22 protein-coding genes are annotated in these 24,456 nt (G+C 54.4%); 14 read left to right on the plus strand and 8 right to left on the minus strand.

What is annotated here, in order from left to right; all coding sequences use genetic code 11:
• Positions 1-68 precede the first annotated feature (68 nt).
• A complete protein-coding gene (locus tag PEL01S_RS19255) occupies positions 69-440 on the minus strand; it encodes a helix-turn-helix domain-containing protein (RefSeq protein WP_127461454.1) in 372 nt (123 codons plus the stop codon).
• A gap of 183 nt (positions 441-623) precedes the next feature.
• Here PEL01S_RS19255 and PEL01S_RS19260 point away from each other — a divergent pair, with 183 nt between their 5' ends.
• Entirely contained in the window at positions 624-1,610 is a 987-nt protein-coding gene (locus PEL01S_RS19260; protein ID WP_063184029.1) for an asparaginase, read from the plus strand.
• Positions 1,611-1,855: 245 nt separating this feature from the next.
• On the opposite strand, the gene mmuM is transcribed toward PEL01S_RS19260, so the two are convergent.
• Entirely contained in the window at positions 1,856-2,797 is a 942-nt protein-coding gene (mmuM, locus tag PEL01S_RS19265) for a homocysteine S-methyltransferase (RefSeq protein ID WP_127461455.1), read from the minus strand.
• A gap of 53 nt (positions 2,798-2,850) precedes the next feature.
• Complete coding sequence (locus tag PEL01S_RS19270; protein WP_010496392.1) at positions 2,851-3,474, minus strand: GntR family transcriptional regulator; 624 nt, start codon at positions 3,472-3,474, stop codon at positions 2,851-2,853.
• Between the two features lie 275 nt (positions 3,475-3,749).
• On the opposite strand from PEL01S_RS19270, the gene PEL01S_RS19275 reads away from it, so the two are divergent.
• The 5 genes from PEL01S_RS19275 (at position 3,750) to PEL01S_RS19295 (ending at position 9,981) form a co-directional block, all read left to right on the plus strand.
• Complete coding sequence (locus tag PEL01S_RS19275) at positions 3,750-4,955, plus strand: cystathionine gamma-synthase family protein (protein ID WP_127461456.1); 1,206 nt, start codon at positions 3,750-3,752, stop codon at positions 4,953-4,955.
• A 13-nt stretch (positions 4,956-4,968) separates the two neighbouring features.
• A complete protein-coding gene (locus tag PEL01S_RS19280) occupies positions 4,969-6,009 on the plus strand; it encodes a homoserine dehydrogenase (RefSeq protein ID WP_010496396.1) in 1,041 nt (346 codons plus the stop codon).
• A gap of 51 nt (positions 6,010-6,060) precedes the next feature.
• Positions 6,061-7,506 carry an aldehyde dehydrogenase family protein gene (locus tag PEL01S_RS19285; protein ID WP_082867035.1) on the plus strand — a complete coding sequence of 482 codons (1,446 nt, stop codon included), beginning with the start codon at positions 6,061-6,063 and terminating at the stop codon, positions 7,504-7,506.
• 217 nt (positions 7,507-7,723) lie between these two features.
• Positions 7,724-9,142 (plus strand): amino acid permease, encoded by a 1,419-nt coding sequence (locus PEL01S_RS19290; protein WP_127461457.1) that lies wholly within the window; start codon positions 7,724-7,726, stop codon positions 9,140-9,142.
• A complete protein-coding gene (locus PEL01S_RS19295) occupies positions 9,139-9,981 on the plus strand; it encodes a YitT family protein (RefSeq protein ID WP_127461458.1) in 843 nt (280 codons plus the stop codon). Before PEL01S_RS19290 ends, PEL01S_RS19295 begins: the two co-directional genes overlap by 4 nt.
• A gap of 58 nt (positions 9,982-10,039) precedes the next feature.
• Here the strand turns inward: PEL01S_RS19295 and PEL01S_RS19300 are convergent, their stop codons facing one another.
• The gene (locus PEL01S_RS19300) at positions 10,040-11,215 is read right to left on the minus strand and encodes an MFS transporter (RefSeq protein ID WP_127461459.1); all 1,176 of its coding nucleotides are present in this window, start codon (positions 11,213-11,215) and stop codon (positions 10,040-10,042) included.
• 198 nt (positions 11,216-11,413) lie between these two features.
• On the opposite strand from PEL01S_RS19300, the gene PEL01S_RS19305 reads away from it, so the two are divergent.
• Complete coding sequence (locus tag PEL01S_RS19305) at positions 11,414-11,878, plus strand: Lrp/AsnC family transcriptional regulator (RefSeq protein ID WP_127461460.1); 465 nt, start codon at positions 11,414-11,416, stop codon at positions 11,876-11,878.
• Between the two features lie 109 nt (positions 11,879-11,987).
• On the opposite strand, the gene PEL01S_RS19310 is transcribed toward PEL01S_RS19305, so the two are convergent.
• Positions 11,988-12,788: an ABC transporter ATP-binding protein gene (locus PEL01S_RS19310; RefSeq protein ID WP_010496402.1), complete on the minus strand. Its 801-nt coding sequence runs from the start codon at positions 12,786-12,788 to the stop codon at positions 11,988-11,990.
• A gap of 225 nt (positions 12,789-13,013) precedes the next feature.
• On the opposite strand from PEL01S_RS19310, the gene PEL01S_RS19315 reads away from it, so the two are divergent.
• The 3 genes from PEL01S_RS19315 (at position 13,014) to PEL01S_RS19320 (ending at position 15,753) form a co-directional block, all read left to right on the plus strand.
• Positions 13,014-14,237, plus strand: coding sequence for a tetratricopeptide repeat protein (locus PEL01S_RS19315; protein ID WP_108531282.1), 1,224 nt, complete (start codon positions 13,014-13,016; stop codon positions 14,235-14,237).
• Positions 14,237-14,365, plus strand: a complete 129-nt coding sequence (locus tag PEL01S_RS35315; protein ID WP_255320131.1) for a hypothetical protein — start codon at positions 14,237-14,239, stop codon at positions 14,363-14,365. The genes PEL01S_RS19315 and PEL01S_RS35315 overlap by 1 nt, the downstream gene beginning before the upstream one ends.
• A 152-nt stretch (positions 14,366-14,517) precedes the next feature.
• Complete coding sequence (locus PEL01S_RS19320) at positions 14,518-15,753, plus strand: aminopeptidase (RefSeq protein ID WP_127461461.1); 1,236 nt, start codon at positions 14,518-14,520, stop codon at positions 15,751-15,753.
• A gap of 70 nt (positions 15,754-15,823) precedes the next feature.
• On the opposite strand, the gene PEL01S_RS19325 is transcribed toward PEL01S_RS19320, so the two are convergent.
• Positions 15,824-16,717, minus strand: a complete 894-nt coding sequence (locus PEL01S_RS19325; protein ID WP_127461462.1) for a LysR family transcriptional regulator — start codon at positions 16,715-16,717, stop codon at positions 15,824-15,826.
• Positions 16,718-16,841: 124 nt separating this feature from the next.
• Here PEL01S_RS19325 and dat point away from each other — a divergent pair, with 124 nt between their 5' ends.
• Genes dat through PEL01S_RS19345 form a run of 4 tightly spaced genes read left to right on the plus strand, consistent with a single transcriptional unit; the run spans position 16,842 to position 21,098 of the window.
• Positions 16,842-17,684: a D-amino-acid transaminase gene (dat, locus tag PEL01S_RS19330; protein ID WP_127461463.1), complete on the plus strand. Its 843-nt coding sequence runs from the start codon at positions 16,842-16,844 to the stop codon at positions 17,682-17,684.
• A gap of 18 nt (positions 17,685-17,702) precedes the next feature.
• Entirely contained in the window at positions 17,703-18,641 is a 939-nt protein-coding gene (locus tag PEL01S_RS19335; protein WP_503826321.1) for a dipeptidase, read from the plus strand.
• 30 nt (positions 18,642-18,671) lie between these two features.
• Positions 18,672-20,000: a serine hydrolase domain-containing protein gene (locus tag PEL01S_RS19340; protein ID WP_127461465.1), complete on the plus strand. Its 1,329-nt coding sequence runs from the start codon at positions 18,672-18,674 to the stop codon at positions 19,998-20,000.
• 15 nt (positions 20,001-20,015) lie between these two features.
• Complete coding sequence (locus tag PEL01S_RS19345; RefSeq protein ID WP_127461466.1) at positions 20,016-21,098, plus strand: DmpA family aminopeptidase; 1,083 nt, start codon at positions 20,016-20,018, stop codon at positions 21,096-21,098.
• A 6-nt stretch (positions 21,099-21,104) separates the two neighbouring features.
• On the opposite strand, the gene PEL01S_RS19350 is transcribed toward PEL01S_RS19345, so the two are convergent.
• Entirely contained in the window at positions 21,105-22,295 is a 1,191-nt protein-coding gene (locus PEL01S_RS19350; RefSeq protein WP_127461467.1) for an FAD-dependent monooxygenase, read from the minus strand.
• A 171-nt stretch (positions 22,296-22,466) separates the two neighbouring features.
• Complete coding sequence (locus tag PEL01S_RS19355; protein ID WP_063184045.1) at positions 22,467-24,134, minus strand: peptide ABC transporter substrate-binding protein; 1,668 nt, start codon at positions 24,132-24,134, stop codon at positions 22,467-22,469.
• Between the last annotated feature and the right edge of the window lie 322 nt (positions 24,135-24,456).

Consider the following 24,456-nt stretch of genomic DNA (forward strand, 5'->3'; position numbering starts at 1 on the left):
GCGGGCTTAAACTCATCAAGCTTAGCCGTATTCCCTAGAGGGGGCGGCTAAGCTTTTTGTCGTTCGCGTTAAGCGTTCGTGTCCAGCTTGCGCTTCGTGCGGACAAACGCAATGCACTGCTTGATTTCTTCCTCGTTGAGCGGCGCTCCGTCCAGAATGAGCTCCACATCGAACCGCGTGCGCGCCTCGGTCAATTTCAGTTTATCGTGCAGCTCGACCTTCCACGCTTTCGGATAAAACGCCGGGTTATCGATCCGGCCGAGCAAGTAGTCCACAGACGTTTCCAGCAGATCGGCAAGCTTCTTTAACGTTTCCAGCGGCGGTTCCCGATACCCCGATTCGTAGCCTGCGTAGGTGCTTTTTGCAATGCCGAGCCGGTCGGCTGTATATTGTAACGACCATTTTTTGCTTTTTCTTAGTCGGGATAATCGTGTCAGCATGGAAAATACCTCCTCATACCCATCCATTATAACACGTACTGTTCGCGTAACGCATAAGAATATTGTTGTTTTTCGCAAGTCTATTCACTATAATAAAAATATGGTCGCGTTACGCGTACTTTTTCGGATGGATTATACTTAGGTCAGTATAGTCCGATCAGATGAAAGGGTGCTTGGATAGATATGAAAAAAATACTGCTGCTATCGACCGGCGGAACCATTGCTTCCGTCCCGGGCGAAAACGGGCTGGCTCCCAAAATGAGTGCGGACGAGCTTCTGCATTATTTGCCGGAACAGAACCGGTCCTATCAGGTGGAAACCAAGATTATCATGACGATCGACAGCACGAACATGCAGCCCGAATATTGGGTCACGATCGCTAAAGCCGTCTACGAGCATTACGATCAGTACGACGGTTTTGTCATTACCCACGGGACTGATACGATGGCGTATACCTCCGCTGCGCTTTCGTACATGCTGCAGAATCTGGGGAAGCCCGTCGTCATCACCGGCTCCCAAGTGCCAATCATGTACAAAAGAACCGATGCGAAAAAAAATATTATCGATGCGATCCGTTTTGCCTGCGAGCCTGTGGGCGGGGTCTACGTTGTGTTTGACGGGCGCGTTATCATCGGTACAAGAGCGGTGAAGATGAGGACCAAAAGCTACGACGCGTTTGAAAGCATTAATCATCCTTATATCGCTTATATCGAGGAAAGCATTACGTATCATCATCCGGTCCGGACGGTGCGGAGCAAGGAGCCGCGTCTGGATTGCTCGCTTTGCCCCGACGTCTTTTTGTTAAAGCTGCTTCCGGGGACGAAGCCGGAGCTCTTCGATTACCTGAAGGGGCTGTACAAAGGCATTGTGATCGAAACGTTCGGGAGCGGAGGATTGCCGTTTCAGGAAAGAAATCTGATTCCGAAAATCAACGAGCTGATCGATGCGGGGATCGCGGTAGCTCTCACGACGCAATGTCTGGAAGAAGGGGGAGACCTGGGCCTGTATGAAGTCGGGCGGAAGGTGAATCAGGACCTGATTATTAATTCCAGAGATATGAACACGGAGGCAATTGTTCCTAAATTCATGTGGGCGCTGGGGAAAACAACCGATCTCACAGAGGTTAAGAAAATCATGGAAACGGTGATTGCCGGCGATACGACGCCCTGACACGGGATGGAGTTCAACGTTTCACAGGTTAATCGCTGCCGTTGGCGAGTGGGGAAAATAGGGCCGCGGCCATATGGTTAGTATCTTCTGTAGGCAGGAGTTCGGTATTTGTACTGAGCTCATGCCTTTTTTTTGTCTTTTATTCGAAGCGCGCTGCGGCCTTTGATCATAAAAAATGCACCTCCAATTGTTAGGGGGGCTAACAATCGGGGTGCAATCTGGCTGATCCGGCTCCCGGCGTAACGTCAGCCGGTATTTCTTGCCCAGGAGAAGATGGAGCGGATATCGTCGGGAGTGGTGCGGCAGCAACCGCCTATTAATCGGGCTCCTTGACCGTACCAGGCTTTGGCACTGCAGCCAAGGCTTTCTTCGGACGCCGCTCCATGCCAGGTGCGCGTGCCGGCTGCATACTGCTCGCCGGAATTCGGGTAAACCAGAATAGGTTTCTGTGTTTTCTTTCCGATTTCATGGATGAGCGAAGGGATATACTTAGGCGGGGTGCAGTTAACGCCCAGGGCCGCAATCTGGCGCTGCTTGTCCAGCCACTCTGCGCATTCGTCCATACGCTCCCCGCTGCTTATACGCTCTCCGTCTTTGGCGCTGAAGCTCATCCACGCACACACTTGCGGAAACTCTTGCAATAACGCAACGATCGCTTTCGCCTCCAGAAGGCTGGGGATCGTCTCGCAAGCGAGCAAATCGGCTCCGGCTTCGACCAGCGCTTTAACCCGCGGCCGATGAAATTCAATGAGCTCCCGTTCCGTCAGCCTATAATCGCCCCGATATTCTGACCCGTCCGCCAGATAGGCTCCGTAAGGGCCGACGGAAGCGGCAACGAGGGGCCTGGGCCTAGCCGATTTGTCCTTCCATGTATCCCAGAAAGCATCCCGCGCCCGTACCGCAATACGTACGGAATTTTGAATCAAATCGGTCGCCTGGGCTTCGCTGAGGCCCTGTTTGACAAAGCCGTCAATGCTGGCCTGGTAGCTTGAAGTGATGGCGCAATCCGCTCCGGCCTCAAAATAATCGGTGTGTACTTTTCCTATTAATCCAGGATTCTCCATCAAGATTTTGGCCGACCACAAAGGATCGTCGATATTGCAGCCATGGCGTTCAAGCTCGGTTGATAAGGCCCCATCCAGGATGATGACAGGAAAGTCCTTGAGGATGCGCTCTATTGGGTTCAATTTCTTGCACCTCGCCCGGGGGATTTGTTGTACAGGTCTGCTGTGTTTAGCAGCTAGATCATATCCGTATAATTGATTTTCCAATGAACATTCTTGATGAACGCTTCGACCCCTTGGGCATCCTTGGCTTTAAAGTATTGGATAATTTGCCGGTGCTCCTCATTCATTTGAGCCAAGACGGCAAACAATTTTTCCTTGTCGTCGCTTAAATAAATTTGCCTGACGAAGCTGTGCTGTAAAGAATTCAGCAGGTCGATCAACGAACTGTTGTTGCATTTCAATAAATATACTTGATGAAACTCGTTTTGATGCGTCTGGTAATCCGAAAAATTGTGCTGCTGTATGGCGATGTCGATCTGATCGGCCAATCGAGTCATTCTGGCGATATCTTCATCCGTGAGATAGTCGACCGACAAGGAAGCGGCCAACGCATCAAGCACGCCGACGATCTGGAACACATCCAATTTTTTTTTCGTATCGATTTCTTTGACAATAAAGCCTCTGCGTGGAATATTCTCCAGAAGATTGTCCGATGCCAGCTGAATAAGCGCTTCCCGTACCGGGGTCCGGCTTACGCCCAGCTTTTCGCAAATGGAGGCTTCATTCACTTTCTGATTGGGCAGCAGAGAACCGTTCTGGATTTCCTCGGCTATATAATTGTAAACGTGATCTTTCAACGATTGATATCTGTGAACCGTGATACCCGAACACCCCTTCCGCCGTAAGTTTTTATACAATATACAATATTTTTTCAATTCGTAATCATAGTAGCATTGTAAGAAATTTTAATCAAGAAGCAGGCGTCCAAGGTGAAAGCGCTTTATTTTTTTGTTGATTTTTAAAAAAAGCCGTGTTATGATCTGAATCATAATGTATAAAGTATATTGTATACAAAAACTATTGTAAAAATAGTAATTAGGCCGGAATGAATCGGATGCAGGAGGGGATCAAGATGAACGCGCATATAGGTACCAAATCAGTATGGGCAGGGGAAAAAGAATTCAGGGTTTTCGGAGGGACGCAAGTTCCTGTCGTTATGAGCGTGGCTTACGATTATCAGGATGTGGATGAATGGTACGATGTGGCGCTGGGTCTCAAACCGGGTTACACGTACAACCGCATGTCCAATCCAACCGTGAAAGCATTTGAAGAGAAGATAAGAATGCTGGAAGGGGCCGAAGCGGCCATTGCTTTTTCCTCGGGAATGGCGGCCATCAGCGCCTCTTTGCATACCTTTCTCAAGCCTGGAGACCGGGTTGTATCCGTGAAGGACACGTACGGCGGCACTAATAAAATATTTACGGAGTTTCTGCCCCGCATGCATGTTCAGTCTGTGCTCTGCAATACGGAGGACTATGCGGAGCTTGAAGCCGAAATCGCCAAGGGCTGTCAGGTAGTTTACCTGGAATCCCCGACGAACCCGACGTTGAAAATTACGGACATTGAGCGGCTGGCGAAGGCCGCCAAGGCGGTGGGGGCTCTGGTTATGGTGGATAATACGTTCGCCACGCCGATTAACCAGAATCCGCTGAAGCTTGGGGCCGATCTCGTCATTCATAGCGCAACCAAATATTTAAGCGGCCATGCCGATGCGATGGGCGGCGTGGTGTGCGGTGCGGCCGGGCTAATGGAGAAGGTCTACCACTACCGGGAAATCAATGGAGCGGCATTGGACCCATGGGCGGCTTACCTGATTATCCGAGGGATCAAAACACTACATCTGCGCGTACGGCAGCAGACGCAAAGCGCGATGGCGATCGCCCGGTATTTGCAGCAGCAGCCGCTGATCGGGGCCGTGAACTACCCGGGGCTCGAGACGCATCCCCATCATGACGTAGCCAAGCGGCAAATGAACGGCTACGGGGGCATTTTAAGCGTTGTATTAAAGGGAGGCATGGAAGCCATCAAGCTTCTGCTGCACAAATTGCAATATGCGAATCGGGCAGGCAATCTGGGCGCTGTTGAAACGATCTACGGGCCAGCGAGAACGACAAGCCATGTAGAATGCACCCTGGAAGAACGCCAAGCGCTTGGCATTTCGGAAGGCCTGCTTCGCATCTCGGTCGGCATTGAGGATACCGAGGATTTGATCGCCGATTTGGCTCAAGCGCTCGCACATGTGGAAGCCAATTTGCCGGTAAGCACTCATAACAAGTAAGGAGGAACGAGAAATGACACTGAATATCGCACTGCTTGGCTTCGGCGTGGTAGGACAAGGCTTGGCGGAAATTTTGGAGGATAGGCGGAAAGAGCTGGCTGACCATCTGGGATTCGAGGCAAACGTCGTGGCGATTTCCGATAAGATGAAGGGCTCAATCTACCATCCCGGCGGTTTGAAAGCAGCGGAAGCTCTTCGGGCGGTCAAAGAAACGGGGAGTCTGGACGCCTACCCGGAGGAGCCGGGCCTGATCAGGGGCTGGGACAGCTTCAGGACGATCCGGGAAACGAATGCGGACGTCATTGTTGAGCTTACATTTACGGATGTGAAGACCGGCCAGCCCGCGATTGACCACTGCCGCGCCGCCTTCGAATGCAAGAAGCACGTCGTTATGAGCAATAAGGGGCCCGTCGCGCTCGCCTACAAGGAATTGTCGGAGCTCGCCCGCCGGCATGGAGTGCGCTGGGGCTACGAGGGAACGGTGATGAGCGGCACGCCTGCGCTTCGCATGCCTGTCGTTGCATTGGCGGGCAACCGCATCGATGAAATCAAGGGTATTCTCAACGGAACAACCAATTATATGCTAACCCGGATGGAAGCGGGAATGAGTTATGCGGAGGCATTGGTCGAAGCCCAGACATTGGGCTACGCGGAGGCCGATCCGACGAACGATGTGGAGGGCTACGACGCCCAATATAAAATTACCATTCTGGGCAATATCGTCATGAAGGCCCCGCTGAGACGGGAGGACGTGGCCGTTCAAGGCATCAGCAAGCTGACCCCGGCCGATATTCAGCGGGCCAAAGACGAAGGAAAGCGTTGGAAGCTGATTGCCAGATGCTCCCGGGACGGCGATCGGATTACGGCCAAGGTAGGCCCGGAAATGCTGCCGCTTGAAGACCCGCTGGCCGGCGTCGGGGGCGCGGTTAACGCCGTCACGTACGATTGCGATTTGGCCGGCCCCATCACGCTGATGGGAGCGGGAGCCGGACGCAAGGAGACTGGCTTTTCCATCCTGATCGATTTAATTAATATTCACCGTAACCAATTGTAAGCAGCCGATCCGGCAGTCCTCGAAAACCAAACAAAGGATGAGGTGCAGAGCATGATCATGGAAACGATGACGAAGAAGAACAAGATGTATTTGGCCGGCGAGTGGGTTCATCGGGAGAAGACGCTGCCTGTAAACGATCCGCAGGACAACCGCTTGATTGCGACCGTGCCCGCGGCTTCCGCAGCGGATATGATATATGCCATCGAACAGGCGAAGGAAGGATTCCGCATATGTTCGGAGATGCCGGTTCATGAACGGATCGCCGTTCTGCACCGGGCTGCCGATTGGATCAATGAAAAACGCGAAGCCTACGCGATTACCATCGCCTCCGAAGGCAGCAAGACCATCAAGGAGGCGCGCAAGGAAGTAAGAAGATGCGTGGAAACGCTGCGAATCAGCGCCGAGGAAGCAAGACGCTTGAATGGGGAAACGATTTCGTTTGATCAAATGCCCGGCAGCGAAAACCGGCTGGGCTATTATTACCGTTTTCCTATCGGCATCATCGGCGCCATCACTCCGTTTAACGATCCGCTGAATCTCGTTGCTCATAAAGTTGGTCCCGCTATAGCGGCAGGCAACGCCATCATCGTGAAACCGGCGACGGTTACGCCGTTAAGCGCCCTTATGTTGGCCGAAGCGTTCGACCATGCCGGACTGCCGGCAAAAATATTGTCTGTGATTACGGGAAATGCGGGTGAAATAGGGGATGTGTTGGTAACGCACCCGGATGTTAGAATGATTTCCTTCACAGGTGGTTTGGCCACTGGGAAGGCGATCATGCAAAAGGCTGGGTTGAAAAAAATGAGCATGGAGCTGGGGTCCAATTCGCCGGTTATCGTACTGAATGACGCGAATTTCGACGATGCCGTGGAATCCAACGTCTCCGGAGCTTTCTGGGCGGCGGGACAAAATTGCCTGGGCGTGCAGCGGATATATGTCCAAGACGGCGTATACGACGCCTTTGTTTCGAAGTTTGTGGAAAGAACCAAGAAGTACAAGACCGGTGCCAAGCAGTCCGAGCAGACGGATATGGGGCCCATGATCAGCGAAAAAGAGGCGAAGCGTGTGGAGCAGTGGGTACGGGAGGCGGTCGAACGCGGAGCCAGACTGCTCTGCGGGGGGAATCGAAACGGTGCTTTTTACGAGCCGACTGTGATGACGGACGTTCCGGAAGATTGCAGGATCGTGAAGGAAGAGGTATTCGGTCCGGTTGTCTCCATCTTCAAGGTGACCGGTCTGGAAGAGGCGATTGAAAAATCGAACCGTGTGGATTACGGACTGCAGGCCGGGATTTTCAGCCGGGATATCGATAAGGTGTTCCGCGCCGTACGCAAGCTGGATGTCGGCGGGGTGATGGTCAACGACAGCTCGGATTACAGAATCGATGCGATGCCGTTCGGCGGAGTAAAGGGATCCGGCATCGGAAGAGAAGGCGTCAAATTCGCCCTGCAGGAAATGACCGAGCCTAAGGTTGTTTGCTTCCGGTTGACACCTTAAGAAAGCATTCTTACGGTGCACCTCTTTATCGATAAATGCCATGTCAGAATGAAAGCGATTTCTTTATTCTGGTATGCTAGTAAAATGCTTTAATTTCTGTTATCTATAAGATGGAATCAAGATCATGCCCAAAGGTGAAAATACGGTATTACTTGCGAGGAAGAGGATAAGCTACGATCCCGGAAACAGCCTAACTTGGACAAGGGAGAGAAGAAGGATGAGCGGCATGGACGATAGCAGACAAAATCGTTTGAAACGAACGATGAAAAGCAGACACTTATTTATGATTTCTCTTGGCGGGGTTATAGGAACGGGGCTATTCTTAAGCACGGGTTACACGCTGAATCAAGCGGGCCCCGGAGGAGCCATTCTTGCTTATTTGGTCGGCGGACTTATTATGTACCTGGTTATGCTTTGTCTTGGCGAGTTAAGTGTAGCGATGCCCGTCACAGGCTCCTTCCCCGCTTATGCCGCCAAATTTATCGGCCCTGCTACCGGGTTTGCCGTAGGCTGGCTTTATTGGCTGACTTGGGTGGTAACGGTGGGGTCCGAATTCACGGCAGCCGGGCTTCTGATGCAGCGATGGTTTCCCGGGGTATCCGTTTGGATATGGAGCGCTCTGTTTGCCGTATTACTGTTTGCGTTAAACGCTTTTTCAGTCAAATTTTTTGCAGAGTCCGAATTTTGGGTGGCCGGATTTAAAGTTGTCGTTATTGTTTTGTTTATTCTGCTGGGCGGCGCGGCTATGTTTGGGATTATCCCTATGAAAGATCAGGCAGCCCCGATGGTGGGCAATCTTTTTGACCAAGGCGGTTTGTTCCCGAATGGGTTTCTTCCAGTGCTGTTCACCATGATTTCCGTGAATTTTGCCTTTTCCGGGACGGAGCTGATCGGAGTTACGGCTGGGGAGACGGAAAATCCGGACAAGGTGATCCCGAGATCCATTCGTACCGTCGTGTGGCGGACTATGTTCTTCTTTATCCTTGCCATCTTCGTATTGGCCGGGCTTGTCCCCTGGCAGGAAGCAGGCGTTGTTGAAAGCCCTTTTGTTCTCGTGTTCGACAAAATTGGTATTCCTTATGCCGCTGATTTTATGAATTTTGTTATTTTGACGGCGCTTTTATCGGTCGGTAATTCGGGGTTGTATGCTTCGACGCGTATGCTCTGGGCCTTGGCGGAAGAAAACATGATCAGCCCATGGCTCGGAAAAACGACAAAAAGCGGCGTACCGCTGAACGCGCTGATCATCAGCATGCTGGTGGCCTGCCTGTCGCTTGTCTCCAGCGTCATCGCTGCGGATACCGTCTATGTTGTGCTTATCGCCATTTCAGGCTTTGCCGTCGTCGCCGTTTGGATGGGCATCGTTGCTTCACAGTTTATGTTCCGCAGGCAATTCCTGAGGAACGGGGGGGATATCCGTAACCTCAAGTACCGTACTCCCTTGTACCCGTTCGTTCCGATTTTGGCTTTTGTCTTGTGCTCTGCTTCCTGCATCGGATTGTACTTCGACCCGGAGCAGCGAGTCGCCTTGTATTACGGTATTCCTTTTGTGGTGCTGTGCTATTTGATCTACTATTTGAAAAACAGAAAGAAAAAAGGTGCTGCGCTGCGGTCATCTGGCGGTGGGCCAGAATGAAGGAGCATTTCAAGAACGGTGCTGCGATATGCATCGGCTCGGCAGTCATGGGCTTCGGCATCAATTATTTTAATACGGCAAACGGGCTGGCCGAGGGCGGCATTACCGGAGCCAGCCTCTTGCTGAAATACATGTTCGGCTGGGAGACGGGTTTTACGAATTTTGCGATGAACCTGCCTTTGTTTCTTGTCGGCTGGAAAGTACTGGGGCGAAAATCATTTGTATACACGGTCTTTGCCACGCTTATGTTTTCACTGTTTGTCTACATCTTCCGATGGTTCCGGTTTCCGATGAACGACTTGCTCCTAGCTTCCTTATATGCCGGCGCTACGGTGGGAGTGGGGTTAGGTATTGTTTTCCGTTATGGAGGAACGAGCGGAGGAACTGATATTCTTGCCCAGATGTTCAAAAAGTTTTGGGGATGGCCTATAGGAAGAAGCGTGTTTCTATTCGACAGCCTGACGATCCTTCTTTCCCTGATCTATTTGGACCGGGAAAGGGCTATGTATACGATTGTTGCCGTATTCATAGGCTCCCGTGTGATCGATTATGTAGTTGAAGGGACGGCGAAAGGGAAAGCGGCGTTTGTTGTGAGCCGGTATCCGGAGCTGATATCGGAGCGGATCCATCAGGAACTGGAAAGAGGAACCACCTTTTTTTACGGCAAAGGCGGCTATAGCGATTCGGATAAGAAAATTGTTTACTGCGTCGTCAGCCGCTCCGAAGTTAGCCGTTTAAAGAAGCTTGTTTTGGAAACAGATCGGCAAGCCTTTGTCATCGTGAACGAGGTGTTCGAAGTGATCGGGGAAGGCTTCACCCCCGTGCAGGAGAAGCTGTAAGCGGCGAAGGCAGTCCTCCATGTTGGAGAACTGCCACAAAAGTGCCGGTTCGTTTGCTTTACTTCGACAGCACGGCCTTCGACGAGGTGGTTCTGTCCAACGAGAACGACAGCCATGCGAAGAAAAGACCAAGCAGCACGGTCGCTCCACCGACCCAGCCGAGAGGAGCGGCCGTATAGCGGTCCACGATCAGTCCGCCTACGCCTGCTCCGACAGCCAGCCCGAGCTGAAAGACGGAAGTATTGACGCTCAGGGCAATTTCGGACGAGTGCGGGGACAAGGTGATCAGGTAATACTGCTGGGCAGGCACCGTCGTCTGCACGGCGCCGATCCACACCATGGTCGCCAGCATCGCACCGACAACAAGCTGGGCCGCGAAGGGAAAAGCGATCAGAATCGCGGCATGCAGAAGCAGGCTCACATACAGCGTGGGCCGAATCCCCCATTTATCGGTAGCAAATCCCCCTATGCGCGAGCCCGCGGCACTGGCGAGCCCTGCGAGCAACAGCGTCGTGCTGACAAGTGCCGTGGACATCCCGGCTGCGGATTGCAGGAGAGGCGTAATGTACGTATAGACGGTCGAGTATCCCGTCACGAACAGGAACGAAATCAGCAAAGCCGTGACGACCCGGCTGTTCTTAAGAGCGGCCAATTGGGTACGCAGCGGGACGGTTTCTTGCTTCGGCAGCTTGGGAAGGTACGCCATAATCGCCCATGCGGCAATGATGCTAAACACGGCAATGATCAGAAATACCGAACGCCATCCCCACAAGCCCCCGGCCATGGTGCCTGCGGGGACCCCCAGAACGAGCGAGACGCTAAAGCCCATAAGAATCGTACCGATCGCGCTTCCCTTTTTCTCGGGCGGAGCCAGATTGGCCGCAGCGGCGAGCGCCAGCACCGTATAGACGCCTCCGCTTAACCCGAGCAGAATTCGGGAGGCCATTAGAACCGCAAAGCCCGTGCTGAAAAAAGCAAGCAGATTGCCGACAATAAAGAACAGAAGAGCTGCCGCGAGCAGCTTCTTTCGTTCCATCCGGGCGGTGAAGGCGATCAACAGCGGCGAGCCGAAGGCAAATGCAAGAGAGAAGCCCGTGACCAACTGTCCGGCGAGGGAGAGGGGGACCTGCGTATCCTTGGCAATCATGCCGATAATGCCGGTGACAATCGACTCCGCCGTGCCCACCATGAATTCCCCTAGAGCAAGCAAATAAATTCCGATATAGCGAGTCAAACGCTTCACTCCTTTCATGAAAATACTGGTTTGTTCGTTTGCCGATTCCCGCGCGGATGCGACAAGCGATGTGCTAATGACATTTTACAAAAATGATTTTATAATTTACATACATGAACCAAGGTATTTGATCCCCATCAATTTAAGGATTGAAGTTAATTTGCGATTTTTACTTATACATTTGAAAGGGTGACTTGGATGGATCAAGTGGACTACAAAATATTAAGCCTGCTGCATGAAAATTCCCGCATTCCGATGGCGGAGCTGGGGAGGATCATCGGGATGACGCAGCCGGCCGTGAAGGAGAGAGTGCGGAAGCTGGAGGAGCAAGGCGTGATTACGGGATACCGCGCGGCGATCTCCATGCCGAAGCTGGGTAAGAACACGACGGCCTTTGTCATGTTCCGGACGAAGAAATGCGCTGCTTTTGTTGAATTTTGCAGGCAATCACCCGAGGTGACGGACATGTACCGGATTAGCGGGGAGTACAACTACATGCTGAAAGTCGTTACCGCAACGACCGAGGAACTGGTGGATTTTTCGGAAAGATGTGGAGATTTCGGCTACTCCTATACCTTGATGATGCTCACGGCTCCGTTCGAGCAAAAGATGATGATCGGGGAACCGCCAATCGCCGAAATGGCGGAGCCTTATTCAAACTAACGAGGCGCGGCAGGAACGCTTCTTCAGCCGAACAAAAAAGCTTAGCCGTTTCCCTTTGCAGGCAAACCGGCTAAGCTTTTTGGGTGTACCTCCTAAGCCACTACGCAATTTACGCAAGCGGGTTCTCGCCGTGGGCCGCCCGCACGTACACGCGCTGACGGTGCTTTTCGACCTCAACGGGAGCCTCGAAAAACTCGGTCAAGATGTCCGCTTCCAGGATGCTTTCGGTTGCTCCGCTGCGGACTACTTCGCCTCTGCGCAGCAGCAGCGTATGGCTGAAGGCGGGAACGATTTCTTCCGTATGGTGGGTGACGTAAATGAGCGTCGGCGACTGCTCCTGACAGCTCAGCTCCTGGATGCTGTCCAGCAGCTTTTCGCGCGAGAACAGATCCAGCCCGTTGCAGGGCTCGTCCAGAATCAACAGGTGCGGGTCGGCCATCAGCGCCCGGGCGATCAACACCTTCTGCTTCTCTCCTTGGGAGCAGGTCCGGAATTCCCGGTCCCACAGATGCGTGCAGCCCAGCGTGCGCATCAGCGCCTGCGCCCGGTCCAGATCTTCATCGGACAGCCGCTCGTACAAGCCGATGGTCGCGTATTTGCCGCTGATGACCACATACTGGGCTTTGTCGGTGGCGTACAGCTTCTCCTGCAGCGAGGAGCTTACCCAGCCGATGGAACGGCGCAGCTCGCGCAAATCGACTTCCCCGAACCGGTGGCCGAGCACGGACACCGACCCTGTCGTCGGCCAGAGATAGCCGTTAATCATGTTCAGCAGCGTTGTTTTTCCCGATCCGTTTAGGCCCAGCAGCGCCCAATGCTCTTTGGGACGCACGGTCCAGCTGACATTGTGCAGCAAATAGTTGTGTCCGTTTTTCCAAGTTACATCCTGAATGTCAATGACGTGTTCCATAAGCTGACCTCTTTCCTTTGTTCACGATTGTCTATTTCCTCATCATAAAACATGGACGAAGCCGTGTCGATGCGAAAAGTGCTCATCCCGAAGAGCAATTTTTGCTACATTTCATTTTTTATGTGATAGCGGTTACAAACCAGTAATATACATATGAAGTAGGTTATTTACACTTCCCTTTGACCGATGTACTATTATGGATATAGGCAGGGAGGAGAATTTTATATGGTAACGACCATTCAAAGTATGAGAACGGTAGTTGAGAATGAGTTGCAGCACCACGGGTACACTCCTTCGCAATTCAGCGAACTTGCAGGAATCCGTATTGAGCAGCTGGATTACCCCCGGTCCGTCACCATAGACCAGCTCGACAAGATAGCATCCGTACTGGGCCACGGCCCCGGTTGGCTTTACGAATTGTACTTAGGCCAATGTTTCTTGAACGATAAGCTAACCTGTTCGCAGCAATTTTCCTTAGCGGAGAGCTTGTTTGAGCAAGGAAAGAAAAAAGAAGCTATTCCGCTTTACCGCCAAATTGTCGATAAAGGAAATACAGAGGATCCGCAGTATGTCATGAGTCAATTCCGGTTGTTTCAATCGCTCATCGGAACCGGGGTGGAAGAAAACAGAGAAGCCGTGTTTCGTTTTGAAACCCATTACAAACATCTGCCGGAGGATGTCCGCCTGGATGCACTTTTGCAGATGGCCAACGTTTATTACACCTTCGAAAGATGGGACAAAGTCGGACAGTATGCCGACGAACTCAGAGAGCTGGCAACTGCGATCTACGAAAAGCTGATACATAATGAGCTATATAGGCCGCTGCAGACGGAACGGCATTTAGTCGTGTACTACGGTCAAGGCTGTCTGATGAAAGGGGTGGCTCTAACCAAACTGGAACAATACGAAGAGGCCAAGCGCTGCGTACAGGAGTATTCCGATCTTTCATGGTTCCACGGTCTTGACGAGGTCGGTAAAAAGGAGGTTGAGAAATTCCGGATATGGGGGAAAGGAAACAGGCTCATTCTCGAATTGAATACGGGAAATCTCAAAGTGCTGCCCGAATTATCCGCCTATCTGGACGAATACCCGAATCAAATCCTTCCCAGTTTATCGGTCGTCATGAAAGCCGCAAACCGGTACCATTTTTCCGTTGACGCGGTCCTTGCCAAATTCGAAAAGAGAATCCCGACCGTCGGGACGATCTGCGATCACATCAATGGCACGCAGCTTTTCCACTTTTGGTATGAGAAGGTCATTTACAGCTTCAAAAGGGGAGGGAAGCACCAAGCGTTAAATGAATTGATTCACGCCTTGGGTCTGGCCCAAAAATTGCGTTATTATTCGGGGTTCGAGAAATGCGTTTCTTTGTTCTGGAAGTACGTTGACCATGCGACAGAACAGCAGAAGAAGGAATATGAGAAAATTTTGGAGGGAGTGTCCGCTTGATGAAAAAAATGATGGTGCTTCTGACTTTGGGCTTCATTTTCTTGAACGGCCTGTCCGTATCGTATCAACCGCCGGCTAACGATCCGGTAAAAATGGAGTACTTTCACGATAACGGTGTAGGAGGTTAACATCGGATCTCAAGGAGTCCCGGCCGGTTCATGGAACCGGTCAGGGGCTCTTTTGGTTTGACCGGATCTGAGCCTGGGAGTACGCTTGGTTCGCCTCCCGACTTCTAGTATAATGGTACGGGTAACCAATCGATAGGACAGGAGACAGGGACATGGAAGCTTTTGACCGAAGTCTGGAAAAATACGCGGAGCTTGTCGTCCGGGTCGGAGCGAACGTTCAGCCCGGACAAGTGCTTCACATCGAATCGCCGCTGGAAGCTGCGCCGTTCACCCGTAAAGTCGTGCAAAAGGCATACGAAGCGGGAGCGAAATACGTGCAGGTTCAATGGGATGACGAGGAAGTGACGAGAAACCGGTTCTTATATGCGCCTGACGAGTCGTTCGACTACTACCCGCAGTGGATGCCGGCGATGATGGAGCAGCTGGCGGAGAACGGCGGGGCGTTGATCAACATCAAAGTGCCTGACCCGGAGTTGTACAAGGGCATCGATTCGGACAAAGTAACGCGGGCAACCAAAGCGGCAGCCGTGGCGAGAGAGACATTCCAAAGCTACGTGCGCAACAAAAAGTTCAGCTGGTGTCTCGTGAAAGCGCCGACGCGCGCCTGGGCGGCCAAGGTGTTCCCCGAGCTTCCGGAGGAAGAGCGCGTCCGGGTGATGTGGGATACGATCTTCAAAATGAACCGGGTCGACGCGGATGATCCCGTGGCGGCTTGGAAAGAGCACATCGGCCAGTTGAAGCAGGTCAAGGAGAGGCTCAACGAGAAAAAGTACAAGAAGCTGCATTACCGGGCTCCCGGTACCGACTTGTCGGTCGAACTGCCCGAAGGGCATATTTGGCACGGCGGCGGGACGACGGATGATCAAGGCGTTTATTTCGTAGCCAACATGCCGACGGAGGAAGTGTACACGATGCCGCTGCGGACGGGCGTGAACGGAACGGTGACGAGCACGAAGCCGTTAAACTTGAACGGCCGGCTGGTCGACAAGTTCTCGCTCACGTTCGAAGGCGGCAAAGTGGTCAGCTATACGGCCGAGGTTGGGCTGGAATATTTGGACGCCCTGCTGAAGACGGACGAAGGGGCGAAATATTTGGGGGAAGTGGCGCTCGTGCCGCACCATTCTCCGATTTCGAACCTGAACCGCGTGTTTTACAATACCGGTATTGACGAGAACGCATCCTGCCATTTCGCGGTCGGCAGCGCCTACCCGTTTACGATCGAAAATGGAACGAAGATGTCCAAGGAGGAGCTGCTGGCCAAGGGCGCGAACGTCAGCCTGACGCACGTCGACTTTATGGTCGGCTCGGCGGAGCTGGATATCGACGGCGAGCTGCCGGACGGTACCCGCGAGCCGGTGTTCCGCCAAGGCAACTGGGCGATCGGGTAATACCGCTCACCCCTTGCTCGTTTGAACAAAGGACCGCCCGACTTGCCCGAGTCGGGCGGTTTTTTATTCGTTACTCCGGTTGCGCATGGTGCTGGCATAAAAATCCGATAAACTGCTCCATGATCTGGTTCAGCGACATATCCTTCAAATAAATCAGCTCGAAATTGCGATTCAATTGCGGCAGTCCGGCGACTTCCACCTCACGGAACTCGTCCCGCTCCAGATCGTGGAGGATCGAGAAGCGCGGCAGAAACGCGATGCCCAGCCTTTGCTTGACCATCCGCTTGACCACCTCGATGTTATCCGCCTCCATGACCACGTGCCGGTCCAGCCGGTAGTGGCTGAACGCTCCATTAATCAGCGTCCAATCGAGCGAGCCGCGATTGAACAAAATGAGCCGCTCCTTGGCGACATCCTCGATCGTCACCTGCTTGCGGTCGTGAAACGGATGACCCGGGTAAACCGCCAGCAGCATATCGTCCTTCAGGATCGGAATACGCCGGATCTGTGGATGATTGACGGCGCGGGCGATCCCGAAGGATACTTCATGATTCAACACCATATCGAGCACCTGATGCGAATGCCCGGTCAAAAGCGTCAGCTTCACCTTCGGGTAAAGCGTCTGGAATTGCTCCACGAGCTGAGGCAGCAGATAAAAGGCCGCTCCGAATACGGAAGCGACGGACAGCTCGCCTTCCAACTTCCCATGAATCCGCTGGATCGCCTGCTGCCCGTCCTGAAGCGATTGCAGCATGTTTTTCGCGTAGGGAAGGAAGCTTTCGCCTTCCTCCGTCAAGGCGATGGCATGGCCGGTCCGTTGAAACAGCCTGCAGTTCAAGTCGGCTTCGAGCGCTTTGATCCTCTGGCTGACTGTAGGCTGGGACAAATACAGCAGGTTGGCCGCTTTGCTGAAGCTTCCACTCAGAGCCACCATGACAAAACATTCAACATGATCCGTATTCATAAAATGCCTCCCATCCTCGTATTATATTTTCTTATACCCGTTATGTCATTATCCTATTGGACCGGCCTGCGGAAATCGATTAGTTTGTTAATAACATGGGAAATGAACAGGGAGGGGCTGCATCATGGCTTTGGCTTATTTTAACGGGAGCTTTATCCAGTCGGACGAACCGGCCGTTCCGATCGACGAACGGGGACATCAATTCGGGGACGGCGTATATGAGGTGATCCGGATTTATAAGGGGCGGCCTTTTATGCTCGACGAGCATTTGGACCGGTTGTTCAAGAGCGCCGCAGCGATCCGTTTGGAGATTGGGCACGACAGCGAGTCGCTGAAGCGGGTGATCGGCGAATTGACGCAAAAAAGCGGGCTGTCGGATCTCGATCTGTATGTGCAGGCGACCCGCGGCATCGCTCCCCGCAATCATTTGTTTCCGGCCTGCCCGGCGTCCGTATCGATGACGGCGAAGCCGTTTCGGGAAATACCGGCCGAGGCAAGGGCAATCGGTGTCAGCGTTATGCTGCATCCGGACGAGCGCTGGCTGAACTGCTGGATCAAGTCGCTCAACCTGTTGCCTAACATTTTAGCCAAGCAAGCCGCGTCCGAACGCGGATGTCTGGAAGCGATTCTCGTACGGGACGGGGTTGTGACGGAAGGAACAAGCTCCAACGTATACCTGGTCAAAGATGGAGCGATCCGGACGGCGCCGCTGTCCAATCAGATTTTGGCGGGCATTACGAGAATGGCGGTGCAGCGGATCGCGCACGAGCTGCGCATCCCGTTCGTCGAACAATCGTTTACGCCGGAGGAGCTGCGGCAGGCGGATGAAGCGTTCATCACCAGTACGACGACGGAAGTGATGCCGGTCGTCCGTTTCGAGGACGGAAGCCTGATCCGGGACAGTAAGCCCGGACCGGTCGCGCGGGCGCTGTACGAACGGTTCCGTACGATAACGGGACAGGACTAGGAAAGGTTGGAGCAAAAAATGGGGAAAAACATGGAAATCATCGACTTTCATTGCGATGTGCTGTATAAGTTCTGGAAAAGCGGCGGGGAGCTGTCGTACGGCAGCTCGGAGGAGCTGGCGACGAATAAAACAAGGCTTCAGCAAGGCGGCGTGAAGGCCCAGTGCTTTGCCGTCTTCGTTCCGCCTCACCTCAAGGCGGAACAGAAGTTTCAAGCGGCGCTGGATCAGATTCATTATTTTTACGACGAGGTGCTCGGGAAGCATCCGGAAATGAAGCAGATTCGAGACTGGGCCGATTTCGACGCGCTCGAACCGGGGCAGATTGGAGCCATGCTGACGCTGGAAGGCGTCGATCCTATCGGCAACGACCTGCGCCAGCTGAACATTTTATACCAGCTTGGCGTGCGTGCGGTCGGCTTGACCTGGAACTACGCGAACCTCGCGGCCGATGGCGTGCTGGAGCCACGCGGCGCGGGGTTGACCTCGTTCGGCCGGGACATTGTGCGCTTCAATAACGAGCACCGGCTGCTTACCGATGTCGCTCATCTATGCGAGCGGGCGTTCTGGGATGTGGTTGAGCTGGCAGATTATCCGATGGCGAGCCACGCCAACGCGCGGGCGGTTTGCGATCACCCGCGCAATTTAACGGACGAACAGGCCAAGGCGCTGTTTGCCAAGGGCGGGACGCTTCACGTCATTTATTGCCCTGCCTTTGTGAAGCGGGTAAGGCATGTAACGATCGCCGATTTATTAAAGCATATCGATCATTTGTGCGCGCTCGGCGGCGTGCGGCATATCGGGCTCGGTTCGGATTTTGACGGCATTTCCGAGTTTGTCGCAGACTTGGAGCACGCGGGCAAAAGCCAGAACTTGATCAACGAGCTGCTAAAATATTATAAGGAAGAAGAAGTGCGCGGATTTGCCGCCGAGAACTTTTTGCGCAACCGTCCGAAGTAAGCGGACCGTGCAGTCTATGGAGGTGCTATCATGACCGGCAACTGGTCCGAATTCGAAGCCTATGTGAAGGCGATGATGGAGAAAGAAGCGATCCCCGGGGCGGCCGTGGCCGTCTCGCTGCGCGGGAAGACCGTCTATCAGCAGGGGTTCGGCGTAAGAAATATGGAAACGGGTGAGCCGGTTACCCCGGATACGGTGTTCGGCATCGCGTCGGTTACCAAATCGTTCACGGCCTTAGCCATCATGCAGCTTACGGAGGAAGGAAAGCTTGCGTTGGATGATCCCGTTACGAAGCACCTTCCCGAGTTCAAGCTGCGCACTTCCGGCGGAGTGCGGAGCGACGGTATCAAAGTGCGGCACTTGCTTTCCCACACGGCGGGCGTCCCGCCCATGCGCCGCCGGGAGGAGCTTCGGCGGTTCGCCGAACACCTCGACTATTTGGCGTGCGAAGAGATTGAGCTTTTGGGAGCGCCGGGGGACTATTTCAGCTACTGCAACGACACGTTTCTGCTGCTCGGGGCAATCATCGAACGGCTGACGGGCCGCCCGTTCCGAACGGCGATCACGGAGCGGATTTTGGAGCCGCTGCAGATGCGGCGGTCGACGTTCAGCTTGGATGAGCTGGCTGCTTGGGATAATGTCTCCGTGCCGTATGTGAAGCGGGGCGGTACACAGACGCTGGACGTGGTACCGTGGCCTAAGCTGGGGAACTACGAAGCGGGCGGCGGCATCCGGTCGACGGTGCGCGATCTGCTGAAGTACGGGCAAATGTATGTGGGTGATGCCCCGACTTCGAACGGCGGCCCCGTGGTGCGAAGCGAGAGCTTGAGGCAGATGTGGGAACCGATTCACCGGATCGGAAGAAATGTGTTCTACGGCTGCGCGCTGCGGGTGATCCCCGATTACTCTGGCGTTACGCTTGTCGAGCACGGAGGTGGTCAGCCCGGGGTGTCGTCGTATTTTGGCTTCGTGCCCGAACGCGGGCTTGTAGCCGCCGTCTTGACGAACGTGGCGAACGTGCCCGCAAACGAGCTGTGGTTGGCGGCGGTCAATACGGCGCTCGGCTTCCCCTTGGAGCAAAAGAGCAATGTGGAGCCGACGTACGAGGCCTCCCCGGAGGAACTGCGGCGTCTGACCGGCGCTTACCGGTCCGCCGAGGGTGGCAGCGTCGACATCGTCCTCGACGGGAACTTGCCCGTCGCTGAAATTGACGGCAAAGCCTTCGCGCTGCGGGCTAGCGACGACCGTACGCTTGTCATCGCAGACAGCGGGTATCCGATCCGGTTCTTCTTCAAGGATGAGCCGCAGGCTTGGGCGGCCTTCTACGGCTCCCGCATGCTGCGTCGCGTAAACGAATAGAGGGAGAATAGTTTAATGAGCAGAAAACGATTGCGCGATTACGGATTTACCGTCGGAAAGCTTCCGACTGGACGGTTTAACAGCATCACGGATGTCCCCGGAGTATTCGTAGGGCATGTGACGTTACACGAGGACGGCCCCGATGCTTGCGTCCGGACGGGGGTTACGGCGATTTTGCCGCACCCGGGCGATTGGTTTCGCGAGAAAACGGTTGCCGCGGCGCATGTGATCAACGGCTTCGGCAAAACGGCCGGTCTGGTTCAAGTTGACGAGCTGGGCGTCATCGAATCGCCGATTATGCTGACGAATACGTTCGGCGTACCGGCGGTGACCGAAGGGACGCTTCGTTACATGCTGGCGCAGGATGACGGGATCGGAGACCGCGACGGCTCGCTGAACGTCGTCACCGGGGAGTGCAACGACTCGTTGCTCAACGACATGAGAGGACTTCACGTCCGTCCGGAGCACGCGATGGAAGCGATCCGGCAGGGATGGGCAGCCACGGACCGCCGCGTCTTGGAAGGGGCGGTCGGAGCCGGAACCGGGATGGTCTGCTTTGGCTACAAGGGAGGAATCGGGACATCGTCCAGACAGGTGGAAGTGGACGGGCAAATTTACCATTTCGGGGTGTTGGTGCTGACGAACTTCGGCCTTGGGGAAGACTTGACCATACTTGGGAAGCCTGTGGGCGAATCCCTTCGGGCGAAACCAGAGGAAACGCGGGACAACGACGGCTCGATCATCATCGTGATTGGCACCGACTTGCCGATGGACGCCCGTCAACTGAAGCGGATTGCCAAGCGGGCGGGCTTCGGCTTGGCGCGTACCGGCTCGATCGCCCATCACGGAAGCGGCGATATCGCGATCGCCTTCAGCAACGGCAACCGCATTCCGCATACGCCGGCTTCCGGTGTGCTGGAGCTCCGCGTCGTTCGCGAAGACGGCCGCTTGATGTCCGACTGCTTCCGCGCCGTCGTGGAGGCGACCGAGGAAGCGATCTATAACTCCTTGTTTATGGCGGAGACGACCACGGGGCGCCAAGGTAGAACGATTGCTGCTCTACCGATTGAGGAAGTGCTGGCCGTACTAGAAGGCTGATCGGGATCAAGGCTCATACCCGATCAGCCAATCCAGGCGGCGGATTTGCATCCGGGCGGGGAGCAGGCGAAGCAGCCGGTTCCGGACGGCAATGGCGGCGGGGTTCGCGAGCTGCACCATCCGGCCCATCGCGCGTGACCTGCGGACGACCAGCGCGGTCCGTCCGAACCGCTCCCGCTCATATTGCTGCAGAGCGGCGGCGACATCGGACGTGCCCGGCATGCCACATGCCTGCCGCAAGCAGCGGGCTAACGCAAGGGCGTCCTCCATCGCCTGCGCCCCGCCTTGCCCAAGGTTGGGCAGCATCGGATGCGCGGCGTCGCCGAGCAAGGTCACGCGCCCCCGGCTCCAGCCGGCGAGCGGCTGGCGGTCGAAAATATCGTGCGAAAGGATGGAGGTCTCATCGGTCGCGGCGATCAGCGCCTCAATCGGCTCCATCCAGCCGCGAAACCGGCATAGTGCGGCCGCCTTTCTCTCGGAGGGTGGGAGCTCTTGGCCTTGTGGCGCGCTGGCGGTGGTGAACCAGAAGATGCGTCCTTGTCCGATCCCCGACACGCCGAACCGCTTGCCCGGTCCCCAGGCTTCGAAGCCGCCACCCTGATCGAACGGGTACCGTTCGTCGTGCCAATGCGCAATGCCCCGCAGCGCGGTATATCCCGCATAACGAAGCGGGGCGCTCTCGCCGAAGAGCTGCGCCCGAACGGTGGAGTGCAGGCCGTCGGCACCGATCAGCACGTCCCCTTCGGCGGTCGTGCCGTCCTCGAAGACGGCCTTGACGCTTCGCTCGTTTTGCTCCCAGCGGCGCAATTTCTTATCTGTCCGTACCGTTCCGGGCTCCAGACGGCCAAGCAGAACGGAATGCAGATCGGCCCGGTGGATCAGGTAGCTTTGCGCCCCGTAGCGCCGGGCCTGCTCTTCTGTCGGAAGCGATACTAGCAGCCGTCCGTCCGATGTATAAATCTCCGCTTGCCGCAGAGGAGCCCCGAGACGGTTTACCTGCTCGTCCGCTCCAAGCTGCCGCAGCGCTTTCATGGCATTGGCGGCGAGGACGATGCCTGCGCCGATTCCTGACAGGGAGCGGGACCTCTCGTAGACCGAAACTTCCCATCCTGTGGTTTGCAGCGCAATGGCTGCGCACAATCCGCCGATACCGGCGCCGATAATGACCGCTCTTGGGCGGGATGAAGCCGATGCCATGCGGGACTCTCCTTTCGGGCAGCTAACGTTGCCAGTTAAGACGATACCCTGATTATAAGGCCAAGCTCCCGTTCCAACAATGGTATCGTCCATCGGTACCATCATAGAAAAAGCCGTCCTCCGTTGGCAGTTCAACGGAAGGACGGCTTTCGCCTTTTTTAGCTCGGGGGCTTACTTCACATACGCCCACTTAAGCTCATATTCAAGCGCATACGGCGGGAAGACCACACCTTGCAGCTTCGGGTCTTTGAGCCAGCTCAGGGAGCGGAAGTAGTTCGGGATGAGCGGCATTTCCTCCATCAGTATTTTTTCGCCGTCGACCATTAACTGGGAACGTTTCGCTTTGTCCATCTCGACTTGCGCGCCTTTAATTAACTTGTCGTATTCGGCATTGGACCAACCGGCATCGTTGAATTCGTTGCCGGTCACGAACATTTCGAGGAACGTCATCGGATCGTTGTAATCGGCGCTCCAGCCGGAAAGAGACGCTTCGTATTTGTGGTTGTTCTCGTTATCTACGCGCAGCTTGTGCGGAACCGGCTCGCCGATGACATCGACGCCGAGATTTTGCTTCCATTGGGCGAGAATGAACTCGACGGATTTCGGTCCGACCCCGTTGTCGTCCGCTTGAAGCTTGAACTTCGGCAGCTGCGCCACGCCCAGTTCCTTCAAGCCTTCTTGCAGTAATTGCTTCGCTTTGGCCGGGTCGTATTTCGGCCGCAGATCGCCCGCTTTCTTGCGGAACTCTGTGCCGTTGCCGTCGCTCGTTCCGTTCGGTACGAAGCCGGTAGCCGGGACAGGGCCTTTGCCTGTAACCGTTTCAATAAACGCTTTGGAATCGATGGCAAGCGCCAGCGCTTGACGGACTTTTTTGTTTTTGAAGGCCGGGACGTTATCCTGGCTCAGCTTAATATACCAGGAAGACAGCTCGGGCTGGAGGACGAATTCCGGCTTTCCTTCCCATTGGTTGATGCTCTCGCGGGTAATGTTTTGCAACTGGGTCGCTCCGGTTTGGAACAGGTTCAGACCGGTGTTTTCGTCTTTGACGATGTTCAGCGTAATTTTTTCCAGTTTGACTTTATCTTTGTCCCAATATTTATCGTTTTTGACTAAGACGAGCTGCTGCTCATGGTCCCATTGGGCCAGCTTGAACGGACCCGGGCCGATGGCAGATTCTGCGTCTCCGCCGTTTTTGTCGCCGTATTTCTCTACGATGTCTTTGCGTTGCGGGAAAAATTGCAGGAAGGATAACTGCTCGGTGAAGAATGGAATCGGGCGTTCCAAAGTGATTTCAACGGTTTTATCGTCCAGCGCCTTAACGCCGAGCGCCTTCTTCGCCGCTTCGAGCTCTTCTGGGGTTTTCGCCTTTTGCACGTCCGCCCCGCCCTTCACCCAAGCTACCATGAACGCATATAGCGCCTTGGTCGAAGGGTCCAGCGTACGCTGGTACGAGTAGACGAAGTCTTGGGCTTTGACCGGCTGGCCGTCGGAGTAGACCAGGTTGTCTTTGAGCTGGATCGTGTACGTCTTACCGTCCTCCGAAATTTTCGGCATGTCTTTCGCCAGCCCCGGCTCGGCTTTGCCGTCCTTATTCAGACGGTACAGCCCTTCGCTAACGGCGTTCATGACGGTAAACGCTGCCACTTGCGTGGATTTGGAGACGTCCATCGCCCCCGGTTCCGTCCTGAAGTTAAGGGTAATCTCTTGCTTGGGGGCAGCGCTCTTCTCGCCGCCTTCGCTTCCGGGGGTCGTACTGGTGTTGCCGCCAGTACATCCGGCTGCCGTTGCGCCGACAACAGTCAGGATGACCGTTGTAGCCAGCCATTTGCGAATCTTCATAAGCTCGCTCCTTTTTCATTATTTTATATAATCAAGAACGACGATGAATCGTTCTGTGATCCCTTGGCAAAATTACGCAAGACGCATCGACTGCCGCGTTGGTTATGCAGGTTCTTATGAAGTAGGGAGTAGAGCAGCAGGACTAGCGGCTCGGGGACGGCGGGAGCATGGAGGAAGGCCCGGATGGAAGTGAATGCTCGTCCCAAATTCTAGGTGTGGTGAAATATTATTGGGTGATTTGTAATATTAAGATTGTAAAAATATATTACCAAGCTACCACAATATACCAGTGTTTTCAATACAATTTTAATAAAATGTATTC

It is taken from the genome of Paenibacillus elgii NBRC 100335 (genome assembly GCF_004000865.1).
GTDB classification, from domain to species: Bacteria; Bacillota; Bacilli; order Paenibacillales; family NBRC-103111; genus Paenibacillus_G; species Paenibacillus_G elgii.